22 protein-coding genes are annotated in these 18,965 nt (G+C 36.5%); all 22 read left to right on the forward strand.

The features are described from left to right. The first annotated feature begins 130 nt into the window (after positions 1–130). The 22 genes from BCR22_RS04180 (at position 131) to BCR22_RS04285 (ending at position 18,956) form a co-directional block, all read left to right on the forward strand. Positions 131–349: a hypothetical protein gene (locus BCR22_RS04180; RefSeq protein WP_069653730.1), complete on the forward strand. Its 219-nt coding sequence runs from the start codon at positions 131–133 to the stop codon at positions 347–349. A gap of 199 nt (positions 350–548) precedes the next feature. Continuing rightward, a complete protein-coding gene (locus tag BCR22_RS04185) occupies positions 549–803 on the forward strand; it encodes a helix-turn-helix transcriptional regulator (protein ID WP_069653731.1) in 255 nt (84 codons plus the stop codon). Next, positions 804–1,106, forward strand: a complete 303-nt coding sequence (locus tag BCR22_RS04190) for a hypothetical protein (RefSeq protein WP_069653732.1) — start codon at positions 804–806, stop codon at positions 1,104–1,106. After that, positions 1,096–1,389 (forward strand): hypothetical protein, encoded by a 294-nt coding sequence (locus BCR22_RS04195; protein ID WP_069653733.1) that lies wholly within the window; start codon positions 1,096–1,098, stop codon positions 1,387–1,389. The genes BCR22_RS04190 and BCR22_RS04195 overlap by 11 nt, the downstream gene beginning before the upstream one ends. A gap of 72 nt (positions 1,390–1,461) precedes the next feature. Beyond that, the gene (locus tag BCR22_RS04200; RefSeq protein WP_069653734.1) at positions 1,462–1,773 is read left to right on the forward strand and encodes a hypothetical protein; all 312 of its coding nucleotides are present in this window, start codon (positions 1,462–1,464) and stop codon (positions 1,771–1,773) included. Then, positions 1,770–2,900, forward strand: a complete 1,131-nt coding sequence (locus BCR22_RS04205) for a hypothetical protein (RefSeq protein WP_069653735.1) — start codon at positions 1,770–1,772, stop codon at positions 2,898–2,900. The genes BCR22_RS04200 and BCR22_RS04205 overlap by 4 nt, the downstream gene beginning before the upstream one ends. A gap of 159 nt (positions 2,901–3,059) precedes the next feature. Continuing rightward, positions 3,060–6,596 (forward strand): LPXTG cell wall anchor domain-containing protein, encoded by a 3,537-nt coding sequence (locus tag BCR22_RS04210; RefSeq protein WP_069653736.1) that lies wholly within the window; start codon positions 3,060–3,062, stop codon positions 6,594–6,596. 74 nt (positions 6,597–6,670) lie between these two features. Continuing rightward, positions 6,671–7,081, forward strand: coding sequence for a hypothetical protein (locus BCR22_RS04215; RefSeq protein ID WP_069653737.1), 411 nt, complete (start codon positions 6,671–6,673; stop codon positions 7,079–7,081). 3 nt (positions 7,082–7,084) lie between these two features. Continuing rightward, positions 7,085–7,687 carry a hypothetical protein gene (locus BCR22_RS04220; protein WP_069653738.1) on the forward strand — a complete coding sequence of 201 codons (603 nt, stop codon included), beginning with the start codon at positions 7,085–7,087 and terminating at the stop codon, positions 7,685–7,687. After that, positions 7,684–8,019 carry a hypothetical protein gene (locus tag BCR22_RS04225; protein ID WP_069653739.1) on the forward strand — a complete coding sequence of 112 codons (336 nt, stop codon included), beginning with the start codon at positions 7,684–7,686 and terminating at the stop codon, positions 8,017–8,019. Before BCR22_RS04220 ends, BCR22_RS04225 begins: the two co-directional genes overlap by 4 nt. Before the next feature lie 27 nt (positions 8,020–8,046). Further along, positions 8,047–8,421, forward strand: coding sequence for a hypothetical protein (locus BCR22_RS04230; protein ID WP_069653740.1), 375 nt, complete (start codon positions 8,047–8,049; stop codon positions 8,419–8,421). A 36-nt stretch (positions 8,422–8,457) separates the two neighbouring features. Then, the gene (locus BCR22_RS04235; protein WP_069653741.1) at positions 8,458–9,255 is read left to right on the forward strand and encodes a hypothetical protein; all 798 of its coding nucleotides are present in this window, start codon (positions 8,458–8,460) and stop codon (positions 9,253–9,255) included. Further along, positions 9,182–9,790 (forward strand): N-acetyltransferase, encoded by a 609-nt coding sequence (locus BCR22_RS04240; protein WP_069653742.1) that lies wholly within the window; start codon positions 9,182–9,184, stop codon positions 9,788–9,790. Before BCR22_RS04235 ends, BCR22_RS04240 begins: the two co-directional genes overlap by 74 nt. Before the next feature lie 70 nt (positions 9,791–9,860). Then, on the forward strand, positions 9,861–10,316 hold the full coding sequence (locus BCR22_RS04245; RefSeq protein WP_069653743.1) for a type III secretion system protein PrgE: 456 nt from the start codon (positions 9,861–9,863) through the stop codon (positions 10,314–10,316). 32 nt (positions 10,317–10,348) lie between these two features. Further along, positions 10,349–10,576 (forward strand): type III secretion system protein PrgF, encoded by a 228-nt coding sequence (locus BCR22_RS04250; protein WP_069653744.1) that lies wholly within the window; start codon positions 10,349–10,351, stop codon positions 10,574–10,576. Positions 10,577–10,588: 12 nt separating this feature from the next. Next, positions 10,589–11,389, forward strand: a complete 801-nt coding sequence (locus BCR22_RS04255; protein WP_069653745.1) for a TrbL/VirB6 family protein — start codon at positions 10,589–10,591, stop codon at positions 11,387–11,389. Between the two features lies 1 nt (position 11,390). Beyond that, a complete protein-coding gene (locus BCR22_RS04260) occupies positions 11,391–11,744 on the forward strand; it encodes a PrgI family mobile element protein (RefSeq protein WP_069653746.1) in 354 nt (117 codons plus the stop codon). Beyond that, complete coding sequence (locus BCR22_RS04265) at positions 11,698–14,079, forward strand: VirB4-like conjugal transfer ATPase, CD1110 family (RefSeq protein ID WP_069653747.1); 2,382 nt, start codon at positions 11,698–11,700, stop codon at positions 14,077–14,079. The genes BCR22_RS04260 and BCR22_RS04265 overlap by 47 nt, the downstream gene beginning before the upstream one ends. 11 nt (positions 14,080–14,090) lie before the next feature. Further along, a complete protein-coding gene (locus BCR22_RS04270; protein WP_069653748.1) occupies positions 14,091–16,703 on the forward strand; it encodes a phage tail tip lysozyme in 2,613 nt (870 codons plus the stop codon). A 118-nt stretch (positions 16,704–16,821) separates the two neighbouring features. After that, positions 16,822–17,397 (forward strand): hypothetical protein, encoded by a 576-nt coding sequence (locus BCR22_RS04275; protein WP_240485850.1) that lies wholly within the window; start codon positions 16,822–16,824, stop codon positions 17,395–17,397. Beyond that, positions 17,390–17,659 carry a hypothetical protein gene (locus tag BCR22_RS04280; RefSeq protein ID WP_069653750.1) on the forward strand — a complete coding sequence of 90 codons (270 nt, stop codon included), beginning with the start codon at positions 17,390–17,392 and terminating at the stop codon, positions 17,657–17,659. Before BCR22_RS04275 ends, BCR22_RS04280 begins: the two co-directional genes overlap by 8 nt. Next, the gene (locus BCR22_RS04285; RefSeq protein ID WP_069653751.1) at positions 17,652–18,956 is read left to right on the forward strand and encodes a hypothetical protein; all 1,305 of its coding nucleotides are present in this window, start codon (positions 17,652–17,654) and stop codon (positions 18,954–18,956) included. Before BCR22_RS04280 ends, BCR22_RS04285 begins: the two co-directional genes overlap by 8 nt. Positions 18,957–18,965 lie beyond the last annotated feature (9 nt).

Genomic DNA, 18,965 nt, shown 5'->3' on the forward strand with positions numbered 1-18,965 from the left:
TCATAGATTTTTTGCATAAAGATAGAGGCCTATCCGTGCTGCTTACTTTCTTTGCTTCAATACTAGCTTTTGGGTCAATGGAGTAAAAGCTAACTGTCTTTTAACAAGTGAGTATTTAAGGAGATAGCATATGAAAATAGAGTTTCGATTGTTTGATAAAACTACGAGTAGTTTCAAAATAGTCTACTTTCAAGAATGGAAAATAGATAAAAGACAACCTCTATTTACAAGTAATCCCAAAAAAGCTAGAAACTATTGGCATGATCGTTTGGCTGAAGAGGATGTCAACTTGTTAAAAAGAGCAGACTCATGTACAGCTGTTAAGTTATCAATAAAATTGGTAACTTAACTTAATAAAAAAATGATCTGCTTGCAGAAGTATTGCACTAGGCATGGGAAATAAAAGAAGCTTTTGGATATCAAGAATTTTAATGATAATCAACTAAATATTGCTTTAGATGAGTTGTGGAAATTAAAGATTATACAGCTTAGTCGAAAAAATAGTCAAAGTATATCAATACAGACATATTGAAAAGGAGAGATCAATAATGCCAAAGAAAAAATTGAGTAGTTTTGAATCAAGTATTCATGTGTATCGGGCAATGAGGCGTATGACTCAACAAGAACTTGCTGACAAAGTAGGGGTATCACGACAAACCATTATACAGTTAGAAAGAAATCGATACAATCCGTCATTATTATTAGCCCACGATATAGCGGACGTTTTTGAAGTACCGATTGAACAAATATTTACGTTTAGAAAAATTGAGGAGGAACCAGAAGATGAAATTGTACAGAGTTGAATGTCACAGAGATTCGGATGTAACGGTAACGGATTGACAACAGACCTAACTACCGCAAAAAAAGAGTATAAGGATTTGAAAGATACTTGGCATGATAATGAACAAGCTTATGAAGATGATCAAATTAATTTAGTAGAAATTGATGTTCCAGAGGAAGTATTTGAAGAATTTGAAGACGATTCAACCACTCTGAAAGAAGAAGTCCTATGTATTGATCCAGACGATGAAGACGAAGATGGATATGTTTCTTCCTATTGGTATTTAAAGATAGAAATGGAAGCAGGAAAAAAAGATGAGCTATAACTATTATTATTTTGAGTCACCTTACAAAGCTTGGATCATTGCTACTGAACCAGATGAAGCGGTTGTTGCCTATCAAACAAGAGTTTCAGATATTCAAGACGGTGTCTCATTTGAGGCAGTGAGTGACTTGGAATTTTTAGAATCCTTTGCAGGCACAACGACAGAAGAAATGCCTACGATCGAACGTGGGTTGACAAATGCAGCACTCACTATAAAAGATTGTTTGTTTGATTTAGCTCAAAATAATAAACCTGTCAAAATATTAGCTATAGAAAACACTTGATAAAAAGTGAGTCATAAATTACGCTTGTAGTAACAACTCGACTCTTCCTGTCGTGCAGAAAAGAGGGAGAATATGGATAATCAAGAAGAGAAATTCCGCAATTGGAATCAGTTACTTCTTATGTTGGCCATAGATTCAGAGTGGTTTAAAAAACCTGATACAGAGCTTTACAAGCAGATAACGACGTTAGGCAGACAGATTTTTCAACAAGGAAGTAAAAATAGTGCAGATAGAATTGATGAAGAAAAATATTTGAAATTAGTCCATTACGGCTTTACTTATAATGAGATTGCCAAAGAATTTAATGTAGGGAAATCAACATTACTTAACTGGCGAAAAGAAAAAGGATACATAAAAAAACGAACAACGGAGGAAGTACAATGAAAAAGTTAAGCAAAAAACAATTAGGATTGATTGCTGCTGTTGTTTTTTTAAGTGCAGGTGGCACATACGCTTATGCGCAAAATCAATCGAGTGTGAAGGCTGCAGAAGCCAAACAAGTGGTCAAAGAAACAACCAAAAAATTAGAAGACTTGAACAAAGAAGCCGCTGCCTTGTATGATCCGAAAGATTCTGACTTCTTATTAAAAGGGATCAAAGCCAAACAAGTCACAGACTTACAAGAAAAAGTGACAAAAGTAGCCACAATAAAAAAAGACAAGAAACTTTCAAAAAGTGAGTATACTGCGTATGATCAGGAAGTGAAATCAGTGAATGATAATGTGACTAAAGCAACAGAAAAACTGAATGCTTTAGTTGATATTAATGGTTTATTCCAACAAACACAAACAGCTATGGCAATCAATGGATCTGATGTAAAAAAAGACTTAGCGATTGCAGACGATCTTAAAAAGGAAACAATTGAAAAAGTCAGTAAAGCTTACTTCAAAGAAGGAGCAACAAAAACGTACGATAAGACAATTAATGAGTTGCTCTCTAATGCAGAAACCCAACTCAATCAACTAGATAAAGCCAAGATAGAGGTCTCAAAGGTTTATAAAGACGGAAAAGTAGTATCTACTGACAATAAATTGTATGACACTGCAAAAGCTGAAACAGACAAAATCAAAAATGAAAAAGCAAAAAAAGCATTGATCGATCAACTTGATAAAGTCAAAGCAGATATCGATAAACAAGCTGCTGAAGAAAAAGCGAAAGCAGAAGAAACGACAAAATCTCAATCCGAAGCAGCCAATACGCAAGCGAATAATTCAAATGTTGCACAGCCTTCAGAGAATCAAGGTTCAACAGGAACTGAAGCAGCACCCGTTGAAAATGGTTATACAGGGAATGGCGGTAGTTATGTCGCACCAGAAACACCAACGAATGGTGGTTACACACCACCTGCAAACAATGGCGGTTCAACAGGTGGCGGAAGTACACCTGCGCCACAAGCGCCGTCTCAACCCTCTCCTGGAGGCAATGCAGATGGATCATTAACACAGGAACAAGGTAATCAAGCGGAAAAAGATGCAGCAACTAGTGATTGGTCAGAATTTTTCCCTAAATAATAGATAAAATACCGAAATGAAAAGAAGCAACCAGAAAATATCTGATTGCTTCTTTTCATTTTTAAAAAGGAGAGATTCATATGATTTGTATTCGTTCCCCTTAAAATGAATGAGGATTGAGCATATTCTTCCCCAAATTAACTAGAAGGAGAAAAATTGATGAAGAAAAATAGAACAAAATGTACACTGAAACAGCGAATGAAAAAAGTCGTCAGTTTGTTTGGATTGGCGCTGTTACTACTAAGTGGACTGGCGGGACTTCCTCCCTCTGGTAATGAGGTCGCACAGGCGTTAACGTTACCAGAAGGTGCAACACAAGTTGGAACGATTAACAATGCTCCAGTCATTAAATCACCAACAGACAATATGTCTAGTGAGACCTTCCAAGCTATTTTGGCAGGTTTATTAGAAGGCGCAGGTAGTCCTAAGTATATTATTAATCAAGCGGCTTGGGGATCCTCCACTAGCTTAGCTAACGGGAAACCCTTATCAAGCATTAGTTCTTCGGCAACGACTGTGTTGGGTGCAGATGGGTTCTTACCAACTGACTCCGCAGTAGAAATTCCTGTAGGCGGAAAAGCGTTGATTCGTAACGTCGGAACAGCAATTAAAACAGATGATGGTTCTATCATTCCAATTTCACTAGGGGTGACGGTCAACAGTGCTGCTGAACCAGATGGCACATCATACGATTCAGTGTTGATGGGTGCTAAATCTCAAAACAGTGTAATTACATTTGGCTGGGGATCGATTGTCCGTAATGGATCAAATACTGGTGGCGGACAAACTGAAGGAGGCGGTGTTGGCGGAGAATCTTCTGATGGCACTTTGGTAGGGTATATAAAATTAGTATCATATACGCTTACTTTCATTAACAGTGATACAGGACAACCTCTGCCTGAAAATGATACCTTAATGCCGATCAAAAATTCTGACATTGACGCTAATCAATTAGCTGAAATGGGCGCAAATGGCGCATTGGGTTATGTACTATCCCCTGATACGGCACTCACGCAAGTTGGCAATGGGTTTCGTTCCACGTCCGATGGTGCAATCAATGAAGATTCGTCAGATTTGACGGCAAATAGTTACCTTGTATTGAAAAAGTACAATAGTAATTGGGTTCAGTATAAATATATGGATGATGCAAATGATCATTTAGACATTGTCACTGCTCACTTTGGTGACTATCCTTTTAAAATCAGTGAACTGCTCGGCGGATTTTTGGAGATTAATAAAGCAGTTGCCGGATTTGGAAACAAGCCTTGGAATAGCAACTATTCCTTTGACAAACTGTTATTTGATATTAAAGACAAAGACGGAAAAGTCTTAGACACAATCAAGCTAGATAAAAATGGCTACGGTAAGTCGAAGCGAATCATGAAAGGAAATTATACGGTTGTGGAACGTTCTACTGGATGGTCAGCGACAGGTCAAACGGTTCGTCCGAATGAAAGTACCATAATTAAAACAGGGGAAACGACAACACTGAAGCTAGAAAACAAACCCGTTGTCGGTCAAAATACCCTACAAAAAGTGGATCAAGACACTGGAAAAGCACAAAACGGAAAAGCAGATTTAACGTCTGCGATTTATCAGCTGTTCTACAATGATGATGCGACGGGTGCTTCCCCACACAAAAAAGGTGATCCCGTTAAATGGAGTGACAAACCCGCACCAAAACTACTAACAGGTGAAAAAGTAACGAGTGCTTTAGTCGGTGGGAAAACAGTGAACTTTGGTGATGCAGTCGCATTAAAAGTAGACAAAAAGTCTTTGCAAGTCTCTGTTGGTAACCTAGCCTTAGGCAAATATACCTGGAAAGAAATTGATGCAGGGGAAGGATACACAGTTGATTCAACCACTCATAATTTTGAAATTAAATACAAAGACGAAAAAACAGAAAATGTAGTTGCGCCTGACGTAACGTCAAAAGAGCGTGTGATCGATGCTGCAATCAAACTGAACAAGAAATTCACCTTACCAAATAATGAAGGGTCTTCAGGGTTTAACGATATTGAATTTGTCGCAAATCCATTAGAAGGCACTGTAGCTGAACCCGTTACTATGATCACAGGAGTTGATCCAGTCACAGGTGATGATGGTTATGCATTAGGTAATTTAGTGTACGGAGACTGGGTTTTAGAAGAGAAAAGTGAACCTGAAGGTCGTAAAAAGATTAGACCAATCTATATTCATATGGAAACAGATCAAGAAAAAGATATTTTAACAATCAGTGCTAGCTACAATAAAGATTTCTCTAACCCGTACTCTACCCGTAAATTTGCTTTACAAGACAGCAGTACAGAAAAGAACCCAAATAGCAAGGGAACTGTTGGCAGCGTAACAACTGAAAAACCAACGATTAGTTTATCTACATTACACTTTAACAATAATCCTGATACGCAAGACGTTCCAACACCACCGACACCACCAACAAAAGATGTCACAAAAGAAGACGGTGGGGAATCGATCAATGAAGGGAAGGTCGCTTTAAACTCCGACTTCTTTTATGAATTAAACTCAAGTATCTTGCAACCGAACCGTCAAGATACTAATAGTTGGACGATTAATGACGATTACGACGAAAATTTTGATCGATACAATGGTACATTCAAATTATATGCAACCAAAGACTTTGACTCTTACAAAGCAGGAGACGAATTGCCACAAGATTTCGTCAAAGCTGAAGATAAGAAAGGCAAGGTCTTATTTACTGCCCAAAAAGCGTTCTTAGACGTTGTAAACAAGCATAAGGACAAAGAGGTTGGATTTACTGTCCATGCTTCTTTCTACCGTTTCAAAGACTCTGACAAGGTTGTAAATACATTTGTAGAAACGATCAATGACGTAAAACAAGATTCAAATGAAGTTTACACAAAAACACCGAAACCTGAACCACATAAATTCGATTTATCGAAAGAAAAGTTTGATTTAACAGAAGACAAACTTTTAGACGATGACAGCGAAATGAAAGATCGTTATGAAGATTCCAACAAAGATCCCTATGCAGATAAAACGGATAATAACGAAAAAGAAAACATTAATACAACTGAAGTTAAGCCAGGACAAATGCTTATTTATCAATTGTGGTTAGATACCCGTCCGTTTGACGAAACAAGTAAACTATTGTCATTAAAAATGGTGGATACGTATGACAAAGCCTCATTGACCGCTGATCCTAAAAAGGTCAAAGTCTACAATGCCAAAGGTGAAGACGTGACCCAATCCTTTAAAGTAGAGGACAAAGACGGTGTATTAACGATTGCAGCGAATATTTTCAAAAAAGCGAAAAATTCCAAAGGGGAAGAGGTATCGATCGTGGATACTGAAAAAATTCCTTTAGGGCAGATTTATAAGATCGATGCACCAATGACCGTGAAAAAAGACGTTAAACCAGGAATCGATATACTCAACACTGCCGATCAACAATGGCAAGATTCCGATGGCATAAAAGACCACCACATTACGGAGAAACGTGTGAATAAGACACCTAAAGCCAAAGCAACACCTGCTGAAAAAGCAGTTAAAGAAGTTGCGAAAACTGTATTGCCTAATACAGGTGATAGCCCACAAAAAGCTATCCTAAAAGTATTAGGTTGGGTTCTTGTGATTGGCTCATGTGTTTTCTGGAAAAGAGAACAACTACTACAATTATACAGAAGAAAAAAACGTGAGTTTTTATCAAAAAATTAATGCAAGGCAAGAGAAACGACAAACGGTTGTTTCTCTTTTCTTGTTTCTATTATTAAAAAGAAAGAGGTTTGGCCATGTTAAAGGAGCGTGATTCCTATGTAAGCAATCAAGGTTTGATTACAAATTTACCCTTAACGCTAATTCCGAGAAAATATATCGATACGGACCAACAATTGAATTTAGATGGAGAAACTAAAAAACTAAAACTAGATTTAGTCTATTCAGTAGATCAACGACTCTTTGAAAAAAAATCAGTGTATTTGTCCAATGAAGAGTATAGTCTTTCCTATTTAGGAATCATTCATCCGAATGGACGTGTGAAGTTGTATCGCTTACGAGCTGTTAATCATAATAAAATAGATAAGCGAGTCTTTTTTTACTGCAAGGATGTGTCACGAAGTAGTAAAACGCAATTTCAATTAGACAAATGGGAAAAAAGAATAAATGAATCAGACGAATTAAAAACTATTTTAAGGCAGGTGTAATCGATGTATCAAGATTATTTAGAGGAAGTGAAGAAGGTTCCAGATTTGACATTAGGACAAATCCTTCTACTAGTTGTCGTTATCCTACTGGGTGTTGGCTTAGTGATTTTTATGGATACGCTTGAATTAGTTCCTTTGATTTTTTTAGTTGCAACGGGAATACTTGTTTATTCGCTTGTTAGCCAATCAAGTAAACTAAAGACTGTTGAGGATAAATATAGAGAAGCTGCTCCGTCAGAATGGGTCAAAAAAACGGAAGATAATCTGTATTCAATGAACGTACAAGAGAAAGTTGAACTTCACGGATCAGGCGGCATATTTTTGAATCAAATTTCAAGCAAAGATTTTACAGATTATCGATATGTTGTAAAAACAGAGAATGGTTACCAATTAAGAACCTTATCTAAACAGTATAAAGGCTTATCTGAAGGTGATATTTATATTCAAGAAAAACCTGAAACTGTTTCACCTAAAATTATTCTTGAGCAACACCAATATAAAGAAAAAGAATTCAATAAAGTTTTTGGTTCCAGAGAACAAAGAGTGATCTTTGTTGTTCCAGAAGGGACGGTACAGACCAAATTTGAAGAAGGAGTGATTAAATGAGTCATTCTGGTGTGTTAGAAAAGATTAAAGCGCAAGGATACGACGTTGCAGTGTTAGATTTGGATCGACTTGATCATGTGTCCACGTTTGATCCGATTCAGATTTTTATGGAAAGAAAACGACGAAAAGAACATTCTTATCGTAAATGGAAACACCGTAAACCACGTAAGAGATTATTTGTTGATGAATATCACTTGCTTATGGATAGACCAGTATTTATGAATAAACCGGATTTTTGCTCTGGTTCTGGAATGTCTCATGCTTTAGTATTACCTGAAAAGCTAGACGATAAGTCGGTTTTAATCACAGATCCAAAAAATGACAAAATTTAACGGTTAGTTTGAATGAGGTGAAGCCAAGTGCGTTATTTAGATTACTTTTTACTCTTTGGTGGGCTAGTATCAATGATTTATCTGTGTAGATTGAGCTTTATAGAAAGAAATCAGTTAATAGAAAATATTTTGGATCCTAAAAATAAGGAGTCAGTTTTAAAAGCTTGTTTTTATGATGAATTTGAAAAGAAAAACGTAATCAAACGCTTAAGAATTCTTGAAGATAAAATAGACTTAAGCTTGCGTTCGATGGATATCTCTCTGGAAAACAGATATAAGTTAGAGCAAGAATTACTAAAAGTAAATGAATTGAAAAGTTCCATAGAATCAGGCGACTATGTACGAAAATTAGTAGAATTATCACCTGAAGAACGTCGATTAGATAATTGGGACGATTTTTAACTGTTTGCCCTAAAATTTAAAAGGAGTGATCAGCAGTTGGAAGAAGAAAATGAATACAGAAAGCTTGTTGAGTCATTAGTATTGAATAACAAAATTAAGTATTCTGATATTCCATTTCACTTGCGGAAGGGAAATCTTACTTTATTTTATTATGCAGTCCGTGTGGCTAGGGACTCATTACAAGATGCTGCACAATTTGTGTCCGTCATGGAACAATTTTTACTAGATATTGATGAAATTGAGAAACAAAGTGATGTAAATACACGTTTACGCCGAAGAGCCTTAGATGTAATGGTTGGAGCAGAACCTATTTTTACGGGTATTGAAGTGTTTGAGAAGTTTATTTCACAACAGGATCAACTAGAAACGTCAATTTCACAAGCAATCAAGAATCAGACAGGAAAACCACTTTTACTAGAAAGAAAATGTAATCTGAATAATAACAAAAAATTGTGTATTGAAAAAGAGTGGCTTATTCATGTTGAAGATTGGATACTTTGTGATAAAATTAGGTTATCAGATGTGAGTCAACAAATAAGAATAACCAATCATTCATTATATCTATTCGCTTTTCGCATAAATAGAGACAAAGAAAATGTTAAACGATATGTCGAAGACTTGCGACTCCTAGTAGACGATTTACTAGCTATACAGGAAGAAGAGATAGACTCAAAAAAATTATTAGAAGAAATTCTATGGAGCGGTATGTATTTTGGAGAAGGTTACTTCAAAGGAGAGGAATTGTTCGATGTCTTTGTTTATGAACAAAAGAAAGCTAAAACAAGCTTATTTAGACATGCAGGACTCCCTTTCCCAAATAGATACGCTCTCTGATAAGTTAAGAGAAATACAACAAGAAAATAAACAATTGATTAAACAAAATGAGAGTCTATTAAAAATAGAGATATTCAATGATAGCTTGACGCAAATATTCAAAGTTATTCCATATAAAAAAGAACAGTGGGTAGTAACCGTAACAAAAGAAGTAGATTGGGCACGTCATGGGCAAATAGATAAAATGAGATTTGAATTGTTTAACTTAAATAATCCGAGAACTCCCAATTACCGTTACAGTGAGATATGGGTTCGTATGATCTACCATAATAATGCTGAATATTTGGAGAGGATAATAATTATTGATTGCACAACTCACTATGAACATATAAATAAAGGTTATGGTTCTATTTTAATGAAAGAGTTTTTACATTATGTGAAGCTTCTAAACAGGAAAGAATTGGAGATAACAGGTACGTTATCCCCAGTTGATGAGCAAAAGAAAGAAAATCATGAAAGGCGAGATCATTTTTATAGAAAGTTTGGATTTAAAATTGAAGGTCGTAGACTTTCATTAAAATTGAATAAGTTTTGATTAGTGCGTATTCATTGTTGAATAGGTGCTTTTTTTGTTACAAAAAATTAGTTTAAAGGAGAGAAAACCAATGAAATATCAAAGACCAACAGAGCGTAGAAACGGATTTAAACAGTTTGCAGTAGGAACGCATGCAGCAACGATTACAAAAGTACAGAACAAACAAGCAAAAAGCGGAAGCGATATGTTTATTCTATTTCTTGAAGGGAAAAATGAAGAACAAGGTCGTTTCTCTTTAACGTTCGGAAATGATTTTACACAAGACAATATGAATTTTCTTCTTGCGAGTATTGAAGATAACGGTGTTGAGATTCCAGATTTGACCTTTGGATATAATCCAGATACGTTGAAATTTCTCACAAGAAAAGACGTTTACATTCGAGTAGAAGAAGGGTCATATCAGGGACAGCCACAAGTACAAATAAAAGAATTTTTAACACTAGAAGAGTTTGAAAACAGCGAAGAAGAATCAGGATTTGACGGATTTGGACAAGAGGATAATTTTCACTCCTCAGAATGGCAATAACTAAAAAAATAAGTAGAAAAGAGGAAATAGAAATGGATATCGTTACAAAAATTGTCACAATCATCGGAGCGATCATCGGCGTTTTAGCAGCTGTCGGCATTATGTTAGGAGTAAAGGATGTTCGTTCAGGAATGCAGACGGATGATCCAAGAAAAACAGATAAAGGGATTGAGGCAATTATTGTTGGTGGGGCATTTGCCTTGATTGCAACAGGCGTAGGTGCATACGTAATTGCTCAGCTTAGTTCAATCAAATTCTAAGGAGGGAAAAGAATGAATATTCCAGAATCCACCCTCAATCAGCTGTTTCAAAGTTTAGGAGAATACAATCCAACGACAAATGAAGTGATGGGAAAGATAGCGAAAGTCTTGATTCCTTTGGGACTGGCGATTTTAGGCATTCTTTTCATGGTGGAAATGACCAGTGTAACAAAGAAATTTAAAATGGAAGACGGAGGATTGGGTGTAGAAGTCCTAACAGACTTAGCAATGAAATATATCATTGCGTTTGTGCTGATCATGTCTTCGGGTTATATCGTAGACGGAATTGTATGGTTTGGGATTCAAGCAGCTAAGTGGATCAATTCAGTTGTGACTATTACAGGAACAAGTGATGCAATCCCTCAGATGGGAAAAGTATCCTGGTGGGCAAAACCAATTGTCTTTTTATTTCAAGCATTTGCCTATATTGCACTTTTGTTATCTTCGCTTATCACAAATATTCTCATTTTTTTACGAGGAATTCAACTGTATATTGTCAAAGCAATGGCACCTATCTTGATTGCTTTCTTCGTAAACGATGAGCTTCGCTCAATTGCTGTAGGGTATATCAAGCAAATTATGGCACTTGTTCTGCAAGGTGCTTTATTAGTCTTGATCGTTGGTTTAATTCCAATTCTAATGGCCAACGATTATTTGTCTTTTGCTTCATTTGAAGGTGGAGTTTGGGACAATGCAGGAGCATTAATGATCAATATCATGATTTATGTAGTGCTCATTTTTAAATATGTAGCGGTTATCATCATTTTGATTGGCTCACAAGGAATGGCCAAACGATTTATGGGGGCGATGTAGTATGGCAATTGGCTCACAGTTTTATAAAGATGTGTCTAAAATTGAACGGAAGGTATGGGGGATCAGTATACGACAGCTGAAAGCCTATGTCTTATTGGCAGGTACTGCGCTCATATTAGGAGTAGAAATCTTTTTTCTTCCTGATTGGGCGTTTTTAATTTTCTCTCTACCTACTGCGATCGTTTTAGGGTATTATCCCGTTTTTCTATTGTTGGATACGTGGAAAGAAAAGAAACGGAAGTTTGAACTTTACTTTTATTATGAAGATCGTCCTTATAGATCAGGACAGATAAGGAGATATGGAAAGCATGAATTTACTTCAAAAGAAACCGTCAAAGAAACAGATGAGATCTAAACAAGCAGAAAAGCAAATGAAACAGCGTGTGATGGAAAAAGCCAATCCAACAGCGCAAGACAGTATTAAGTATACACTTCAGTTTGAAGAGGGCTTAATGCACGTTGTAGAAGGTGAATATTCCAAAACCTATCGATTGGGTGAAGTTGATTATGAAGTTTCAATGGAACAGGAACAAGAAGATATCGTGGTTGGCTATGCAGATGGTCTGAATACTTTAGATAAAAATTCAAGATATCAACTATTGGTGCTTAATAAACGAATCGATGACTCTTTATTAGAGTCTATTTTATTATCTTATGCGGCAGATCCGTTGGACAATTATCGCCAAGAAATGAATGAAATCATTGATAAACAGTTCCAACAAGATCAACGAAATTTTACGATTGAAAAATATGCCACGTTTACAACCAAGAGTTCTTCTAGAAAACAGGCGAATAAAAATATTGAAACAATCGCAAAAAACTTTAAAAATCGTTTCGAAGCAAATGAAGTAGACCTGTCTGTGACTCCCCTTAGTGGTGTAGAACGGCTGTCAGTAATGAGTGATCTCTTACGACCAGGTTCTTATTTTAGTACGACATATCAAGACATTGCGGTATCTGGATTAAATAGTAAAGCCTTCATAGTTCCTGGCAAAATTCGATTTGCGAAAGAAAAGAAATACATGCGTTTAGGCGAATATTATGCGGCAGTACTCTATATTCGTCAGTATCCTAAATACTTAGAAGATCGTTTGATACGAGAATTATGTGCAATTGGAACAGAACTTGCAATTAGTATTCATGCAACACCATATGACATGATTCGAGCAAAGAAAAATATTCAAACGATGCAGACACTAAATAATGTAGCGATCAGTAAGCAACAAAAAGACAATTTTCGTCAAGGTGTTGGGGAAGATATGATTGCTGGTGATTTGAAGGACACCAAAGAATCAACTGAGGCCTTAATGGAAGAAATTAAGGAAAACGGACAAAAAATGTTTTCAGGGATTTTTACTACGTTTTTGATTGCGAAAACAGAAGCTGAGTTAGAGGAGTCTATTAAAGCAGTTGAGGACGTTGGCTATACATGGCAAGTGGACTTTGAGGTAGTTGAAGACTACAAAGAAGAAGCGTTGAATACGATTTTACCGATTGGAAAACCATATTTAGATGTAGAAATGAATTACATGCGTGATATGACGAGTACCAACGTAGCTTCACAGGTACCTTTTACCAATGTTGAGTTACAAAGCCCAACAGGTCAGTATTATGGACGGAATCAAATGACCAATAATGTCATTACCTTAGATCGGAAAAAAGATTTGCCAACCCCTAGTGGATTGATATTTGGGACATCGGGTGCAGGTAAGGGGATGGCAACAAAATGGGAAATGATTAGTGCGTTGTTGCGCTATCCTGATGATTTGTTCCGTATCGTTGATCCAGAGAGCGAGTATATCCCTATTGCACGAGCTTTCGGAGCTGAAATTTTAGATATTTCAACAGGTACTCAACACCACTTGAATATTTTAGATATGGTTGATAGCCGTTTATTGGATTCAGAAGATCGAAACGTCGATTTAGTCAAAGAAAAAGCGAATTTGTTGTCTAGCTTATTTGAATCACTACTTAAATCTTATACAGATGAGGATGCCTCTATCGTTGACCGTGTGACAAGGAAAACCTATGAGGCCTTTGAGGGAAATGCTGAAGCGCCAACTTTAGTAGAATGGTATGACATTTTATTGGAACAACCAGAACCAGAAGCGAAAACGTTAGCTACAAAAGTAGAAAAATACTGTATTGGTTCCCAGGATATTTTTGCACATAAAACAAATATTGATTTAAATGCAAAATTTGTCGTTTTCAATATCAAGAAACTAGATGAAACAATGAAGCCTTTTGCCATGAAAGTCATTTTGGATCAGATTTGGAAACAAGTAGTTGCGAATCAAGGCAAAGTCACTACTCGTCTATACTTTGATGAATTACAAGTGAATTTTGAAGAAGAAAGTTCTGCTAATTGGTTCTTAAACTTGTGGGTACGTATCCGTAAGTATGGGGCGGTTACAACAGGAATCACTCAAAATATTTCTACGATGTTGGATAGTTCAGCAGGACGAAAAATGCTATCTAATAGCGAGTTTATGATTCTATTACGTCAAAAACCAGTAGATTTACAACGACTGAAAGAAGCGGTCAATTTGAAACCTAAATTATTGAAATATGTAGGTGAAAAAGTGCCACAAGGAACAGGGTTGATCTATGCCAATGGCACGATTGTTCCATTTGAAAATCCTATTCCAGAGAATACAGAACTCTTTAAAATCATGAACACAGATGCTTAGGAAGTGAGCCTATGACGAAAGAAGAGAAGCCTTCTTGGAAAGAAAAGCAAAAGCTTACGCCAAGAGTGAAGGATGGTGTTAGTAAAAATGCTTTTCGTAACCCACGAGAAGCAACGAAGGTATCTAAGAAAGCATTTAAACAGGCAAAAAAAGACTATAAACTTTCTAGAAAAGGGTATAAGAGTCAACTAAAAAAGCATAGAATCAACGTGAAAAAAGGCGGTCAAGCTCCTTCAATCGATCATATCATCGCAAAGAAAAAATTCATTGAAGACAAGAACGGAAAAAAAGTAGCAAAACGTGTTTATCAAAAAATAAAGGCTAAAGATACAACTAGAATTTCTGTAAAACTTAAAAGTGAAGCAAAAGTTTCTATGAAAGAAGAAACTAAGCAACAATCATTAAAGGTCTTGAGTGAAGATGATACTTTAAAAGAGGGCGTAGAAGCTTATCGAAAACTACGGCGAGCCAATCAGAAAATTCGGGTTGGTTTCAAAATCGGTAAAAATACTGGAAAAGTAGCGTTAAAAACAGGAAAAGGAGCCTATGGTTTAGGAAATCGAACGTTTAATTTTTCGAGAGGGCGTGGGTTCCATCGAACCCCACCAGATTTGACTACACGAAAGCAGTTAATGTACAAACTGCGGAACCACCGTCAACGAATGAAGGCTGCGAAAGCTGCAAAAAAAGCGCAAAAAGGTCTTAGTTTAGTTCGATCTGTTTTAACAGGGAAAAAGTCAACTGCGAAAGCGGCTATGATCCTTCTTAAAAATCCTATTACCTGGATTGTATTGTTAGTGTTAGTTGTCATATTTATTTTGACGGGTGTTGCAGGAGGTACACAGAAGCCGGCAATCGTTCAAGACGACGTGGATTTAACAGATTCATGGGCTTATATGACGAAACTTGATGCAGAGCATACAGACGATACCAATGAATTCTATAGCAACATTGATGATGTCATGTTTTATATGAATTATCGTTTTGAAGAATATAAATTGTCGAATACAGGATTGTTGGGGAAGAACTTTGAGAATTACCTCAGTGATCTGTGGGTAGATTTGAATGGAAAACCGCCTGACTACGAATTAAAGACCATGGAAGAACTTGAAACGGATAAAAAATCTCGTTATTTTCTTTCTGGTGAAGACTATGAACATTATCAGGAAGTAAAAAAAGAATTAGGCTATACTACTTTGGAAGATCCGTTAGCATTTCCCTTTGAAACAGATTCATTAATTGTTTCACGTAGATACGGGTATGAAAAGAAAGAAGGAAAAGAAAGTTTGTTTCAGGGAATTGAGCTTATGACAGAAGTTAACAAAGCGTTCAATTCACCACTTGAAGGAAAGGTAACAACTATTCCGAATGAAACAAGTTTAGTCATTGAAAAAGAAAAAAGTGTACGCTTAACGATTGAAGGGGTAAAGAGTAGTCGATTTAAAGGGGACGAAGAGATACAAATCGGAACCTTTTTAGGGAATAGCCCAAATGAAACAGTCACCCTTCAGTATGAAAAATATGATGTAGAGAAAAAAGCTTGGTTTTCTGTTAACCCAGCTTTTTATTTTCCTAATGTGACCTATACTCAAACCACGTTATTAGGTTCTTCGTCGTTTGATCCAGGGGCAGACGTAGAAAGTCGAGCAAGAGCTGTTTATGACTACTTAACAAAATTGGGATACAAAAAAGAAGGTATTGCTGCTATCTTAGGGAATTTTTCTGTTGAAAGTGGAATCAATCCAAAACGAGCAGAAGGAGATTACTTAAACCCACCTGTAGGAGCGAGTGCTACTTCATGGGATGATCCTGCTTGGCTAGCAATGGGTGGAACGGAAATCTATGGTAAATTCCCTAATATTCTTCATAGAGGGTTAGGATTAGGCCAATGGACAGATACAGCTGACGGAAGTACACGTCATACATTGTTACTTGACTATGCAAAAAGTAAAAAGAAAAAATGGTATGATCTACAATTACAATTAGACTTTATCTTTAATGGTGATTCTCCTGCCTATCGAACAATAGCTGCTAATACAGCAGGAAATAAAGTTGCCGCAACCGTACCAGAATTAACAGTGTATTTCTTAAATAACTGGGAAGGAAATCCAGGAGATAAAACAAGTGAACGGATTCAAGCTGCTCAAAATTGGTTTAACTTCCTATCTAGTTCAGGGAATGAAGTTAATGGATCAAGTAGCGAAGTCTTCCAAAAATACAAAGATAAAATGAAACCTTTACCGACCGATAAAGAAACGAAACAAGGACAAGGTTGGCCTGGTAATGCTTATGCACTCGGAAATTGTACTTGGTATGTGTACAATCGAATGGCGCAACTTGGTAAGTCGATTCACCCAACGATGGGAAATGCGAATCAATGGGTAGTAAATTATATTCTAACGCCAGGTGCTAGTCTTGTTTCAACACCGAGACGAGGAGATGCCGTGATCTTTACGAATGGAGTGGCAGGTTCAAGTTCTGTATACGGGCATGTGGCATTCGTAGAATATGTCAATAGCGATGGAACATTTGTAATCTCTGAAATGAATGTAAGTGGTGAATACTCCATGAGTTGGCGTGTATTGAAGAAAGAAGCAGGCGAATACTTTATGCGTGTGAAATAAGAGGAAGGAGAAGATATTTCTTATGTACAATCATGATAAAATACGAAAATTGAAGAAAGCAGGCTTGTTTCTCGGCCTGTTTTTTCTTGTACTTTTATGTTTTTTTGTTGGATTTAGTGTGGGTAAAAGCAAACAACAAGCGGCTCAAAAGCCCGTGAAACAAGAGGTAGTGGAAAAGAAAAAAGATTTGACCACTGATACTGTCCAAAAATTTCTTATTGCCTATTTTACAAGAAAAGATTTAGGAGAAAATCGCAATCGATACGAACCTTTGGTTACCACGTCTATGTATAACGAATTAACAACAGAGGAAGAACAACCTGTTAATCAAGCGTATAAAGGATATGTGGTCAATCAAGTACTGGATACAGCAGATATTTATATTAATACAGAAAATGATACAGCTATATGTGTTGTAACCTATAAAAATACACAACGAAAGAAAATCGGAAGCGACGAAGGGGCTCTGAAAAACCAATCAAATCAAGAAGCTGTGCAAGTCACCTTTACAAAACAAGGCAAAAGATTCTTGGTAGATAAAATGGAACCTGTAACGTTGACCAATTTATTAAATACAGACAGTAATTCTTACAACACAAATGTAACTACGGAATCTGAATATTTTGAGCCAACGCAATCAACAATGACAAGTTCAACCACACTAGCCACAACGGAGGAATCAAGCCATGAGTAGAATTGAAGAGTTAGAAAAAAAGCAAAAACGGTTAGAAAATGACCTGGAAAAAGCAAAAGAACGATTGAAGAAGCAACAAGAAACCGTCACTAAAAAAGAAAATGAGCTGAAACAACTAGAAGCAGAAGTTGTTTCAACGTTTTTAGTTGAAAATGATTTGACTTTAACTGATTTAAAGTCATTAGTAGCACCTACTCAATCTACGCCCCCTGCTTTAGAAGAAACACCAAAGGATAATGAAGGAGGAACTGAACATGTTTAATTTTCTAAAGGGAACATTCCGATTTGAAGTGATCCATTCAGATAACATTCAAACAGAGTCTATCCTGACTCCAGAATCATTAGTGAACTATGTGATTGGCGTAAATAACCACTTAATTAAAGCAGAAGAGACTGGTTGGGTGTATGCAGAAAAATTTAAGGAGGGTAAAAAAGGCAAAGAGCTACTTTATGCATTTAAAATCGAGCTGCCGTTATACGAAGATAATCCCTATTTTGACCAGTTACTTTCACCATTTTATACAAAAAAGAAACTACCATTTGAAGAGGTTGTTCTTCCAGAGGCGACCAAAGAGACTGAAAGTAAGGCAGGGACACCAGAATTGCCGTCAGAATTACAAGCACTTGCAGAGTCTGGTACAAAACGTCTAGAAGAACAAAAGCCTGAACCTAGTGAAATTGTCGAAGTGACCTCTGAAGAACAAGAACTCGTAGATCCTAACGATGATCAGGCTGAACAGCAACAATTAATTGAACATCTTATGTATCAGCTAGAAATTCAACAAGAAGAGATTCAGAAACTGAAGCAAAAAAATGCTTCCAATCTTAGCCTTAACGCTCCTTTTTCAACTGAAGATATAAAAACCGAATTAGTGGTAAAGAAGGCACAGACTGAAGTAAGTTCAGATAAATCGTATCCTGGTCTTTCTTTAGATTCGATTGAATCAAAAGAAGAAGAACCACCCGTTTTATCTACTCCTGAATCGATTGGGGCTGTAAGTGATGTGTTGGATCTTGTAAAAAATGAATTTTCTTCTCGCCTTTCTAATTTTGTGGAAGAAGAGACAATCAAAATAAATCAAGAAATCAAGGAGCTCGATACTCGTCACTTGATTGAAGAAGAAGTGACAAAACGTGTTCAAGCGGAAAAGCAGCGGACAATTGATGCTGAGATTCTTGTCCTGGATAATGAAGAACAAAAAGAGTTAAAAGAAGAGCAGCAACGACATGAATTAGCTGTTGCGACAATCAAACGAACTTGTGCAGAGAAGAAAGCGACCAAAGAACAAGAATTAGACGTTCACTTTAAAGACAAGTTGGCCAATGATATTGCGGCCGAGTACAAAGTACAAACCGAGCAACTAACACGTATACTGCAAGGAAAGAAAGACGAGCTTGCTTTTAAACAAAAAGAAATGAACGAAGGATTAAAGACTAACTTCGCCCAGGTACTTGCTTCATTTAATGAAACGCACGAAAAGGTGATTGAGCAAGTAGAGCAACAAAAAGTGGCCAATCAACCGATCGATTTTCTAACGCATAAAAAAGTAGTGAGCTGAGTGTAGAAA

The organism is Enterococcus plantarum, assembly GCF_001730295.1.
GTDB lineage: Bacteria > Bacillota > Bacilli > Lactobacillales > Enterococcaceae > Enterococcus_L > Enterococcus_L plantarum.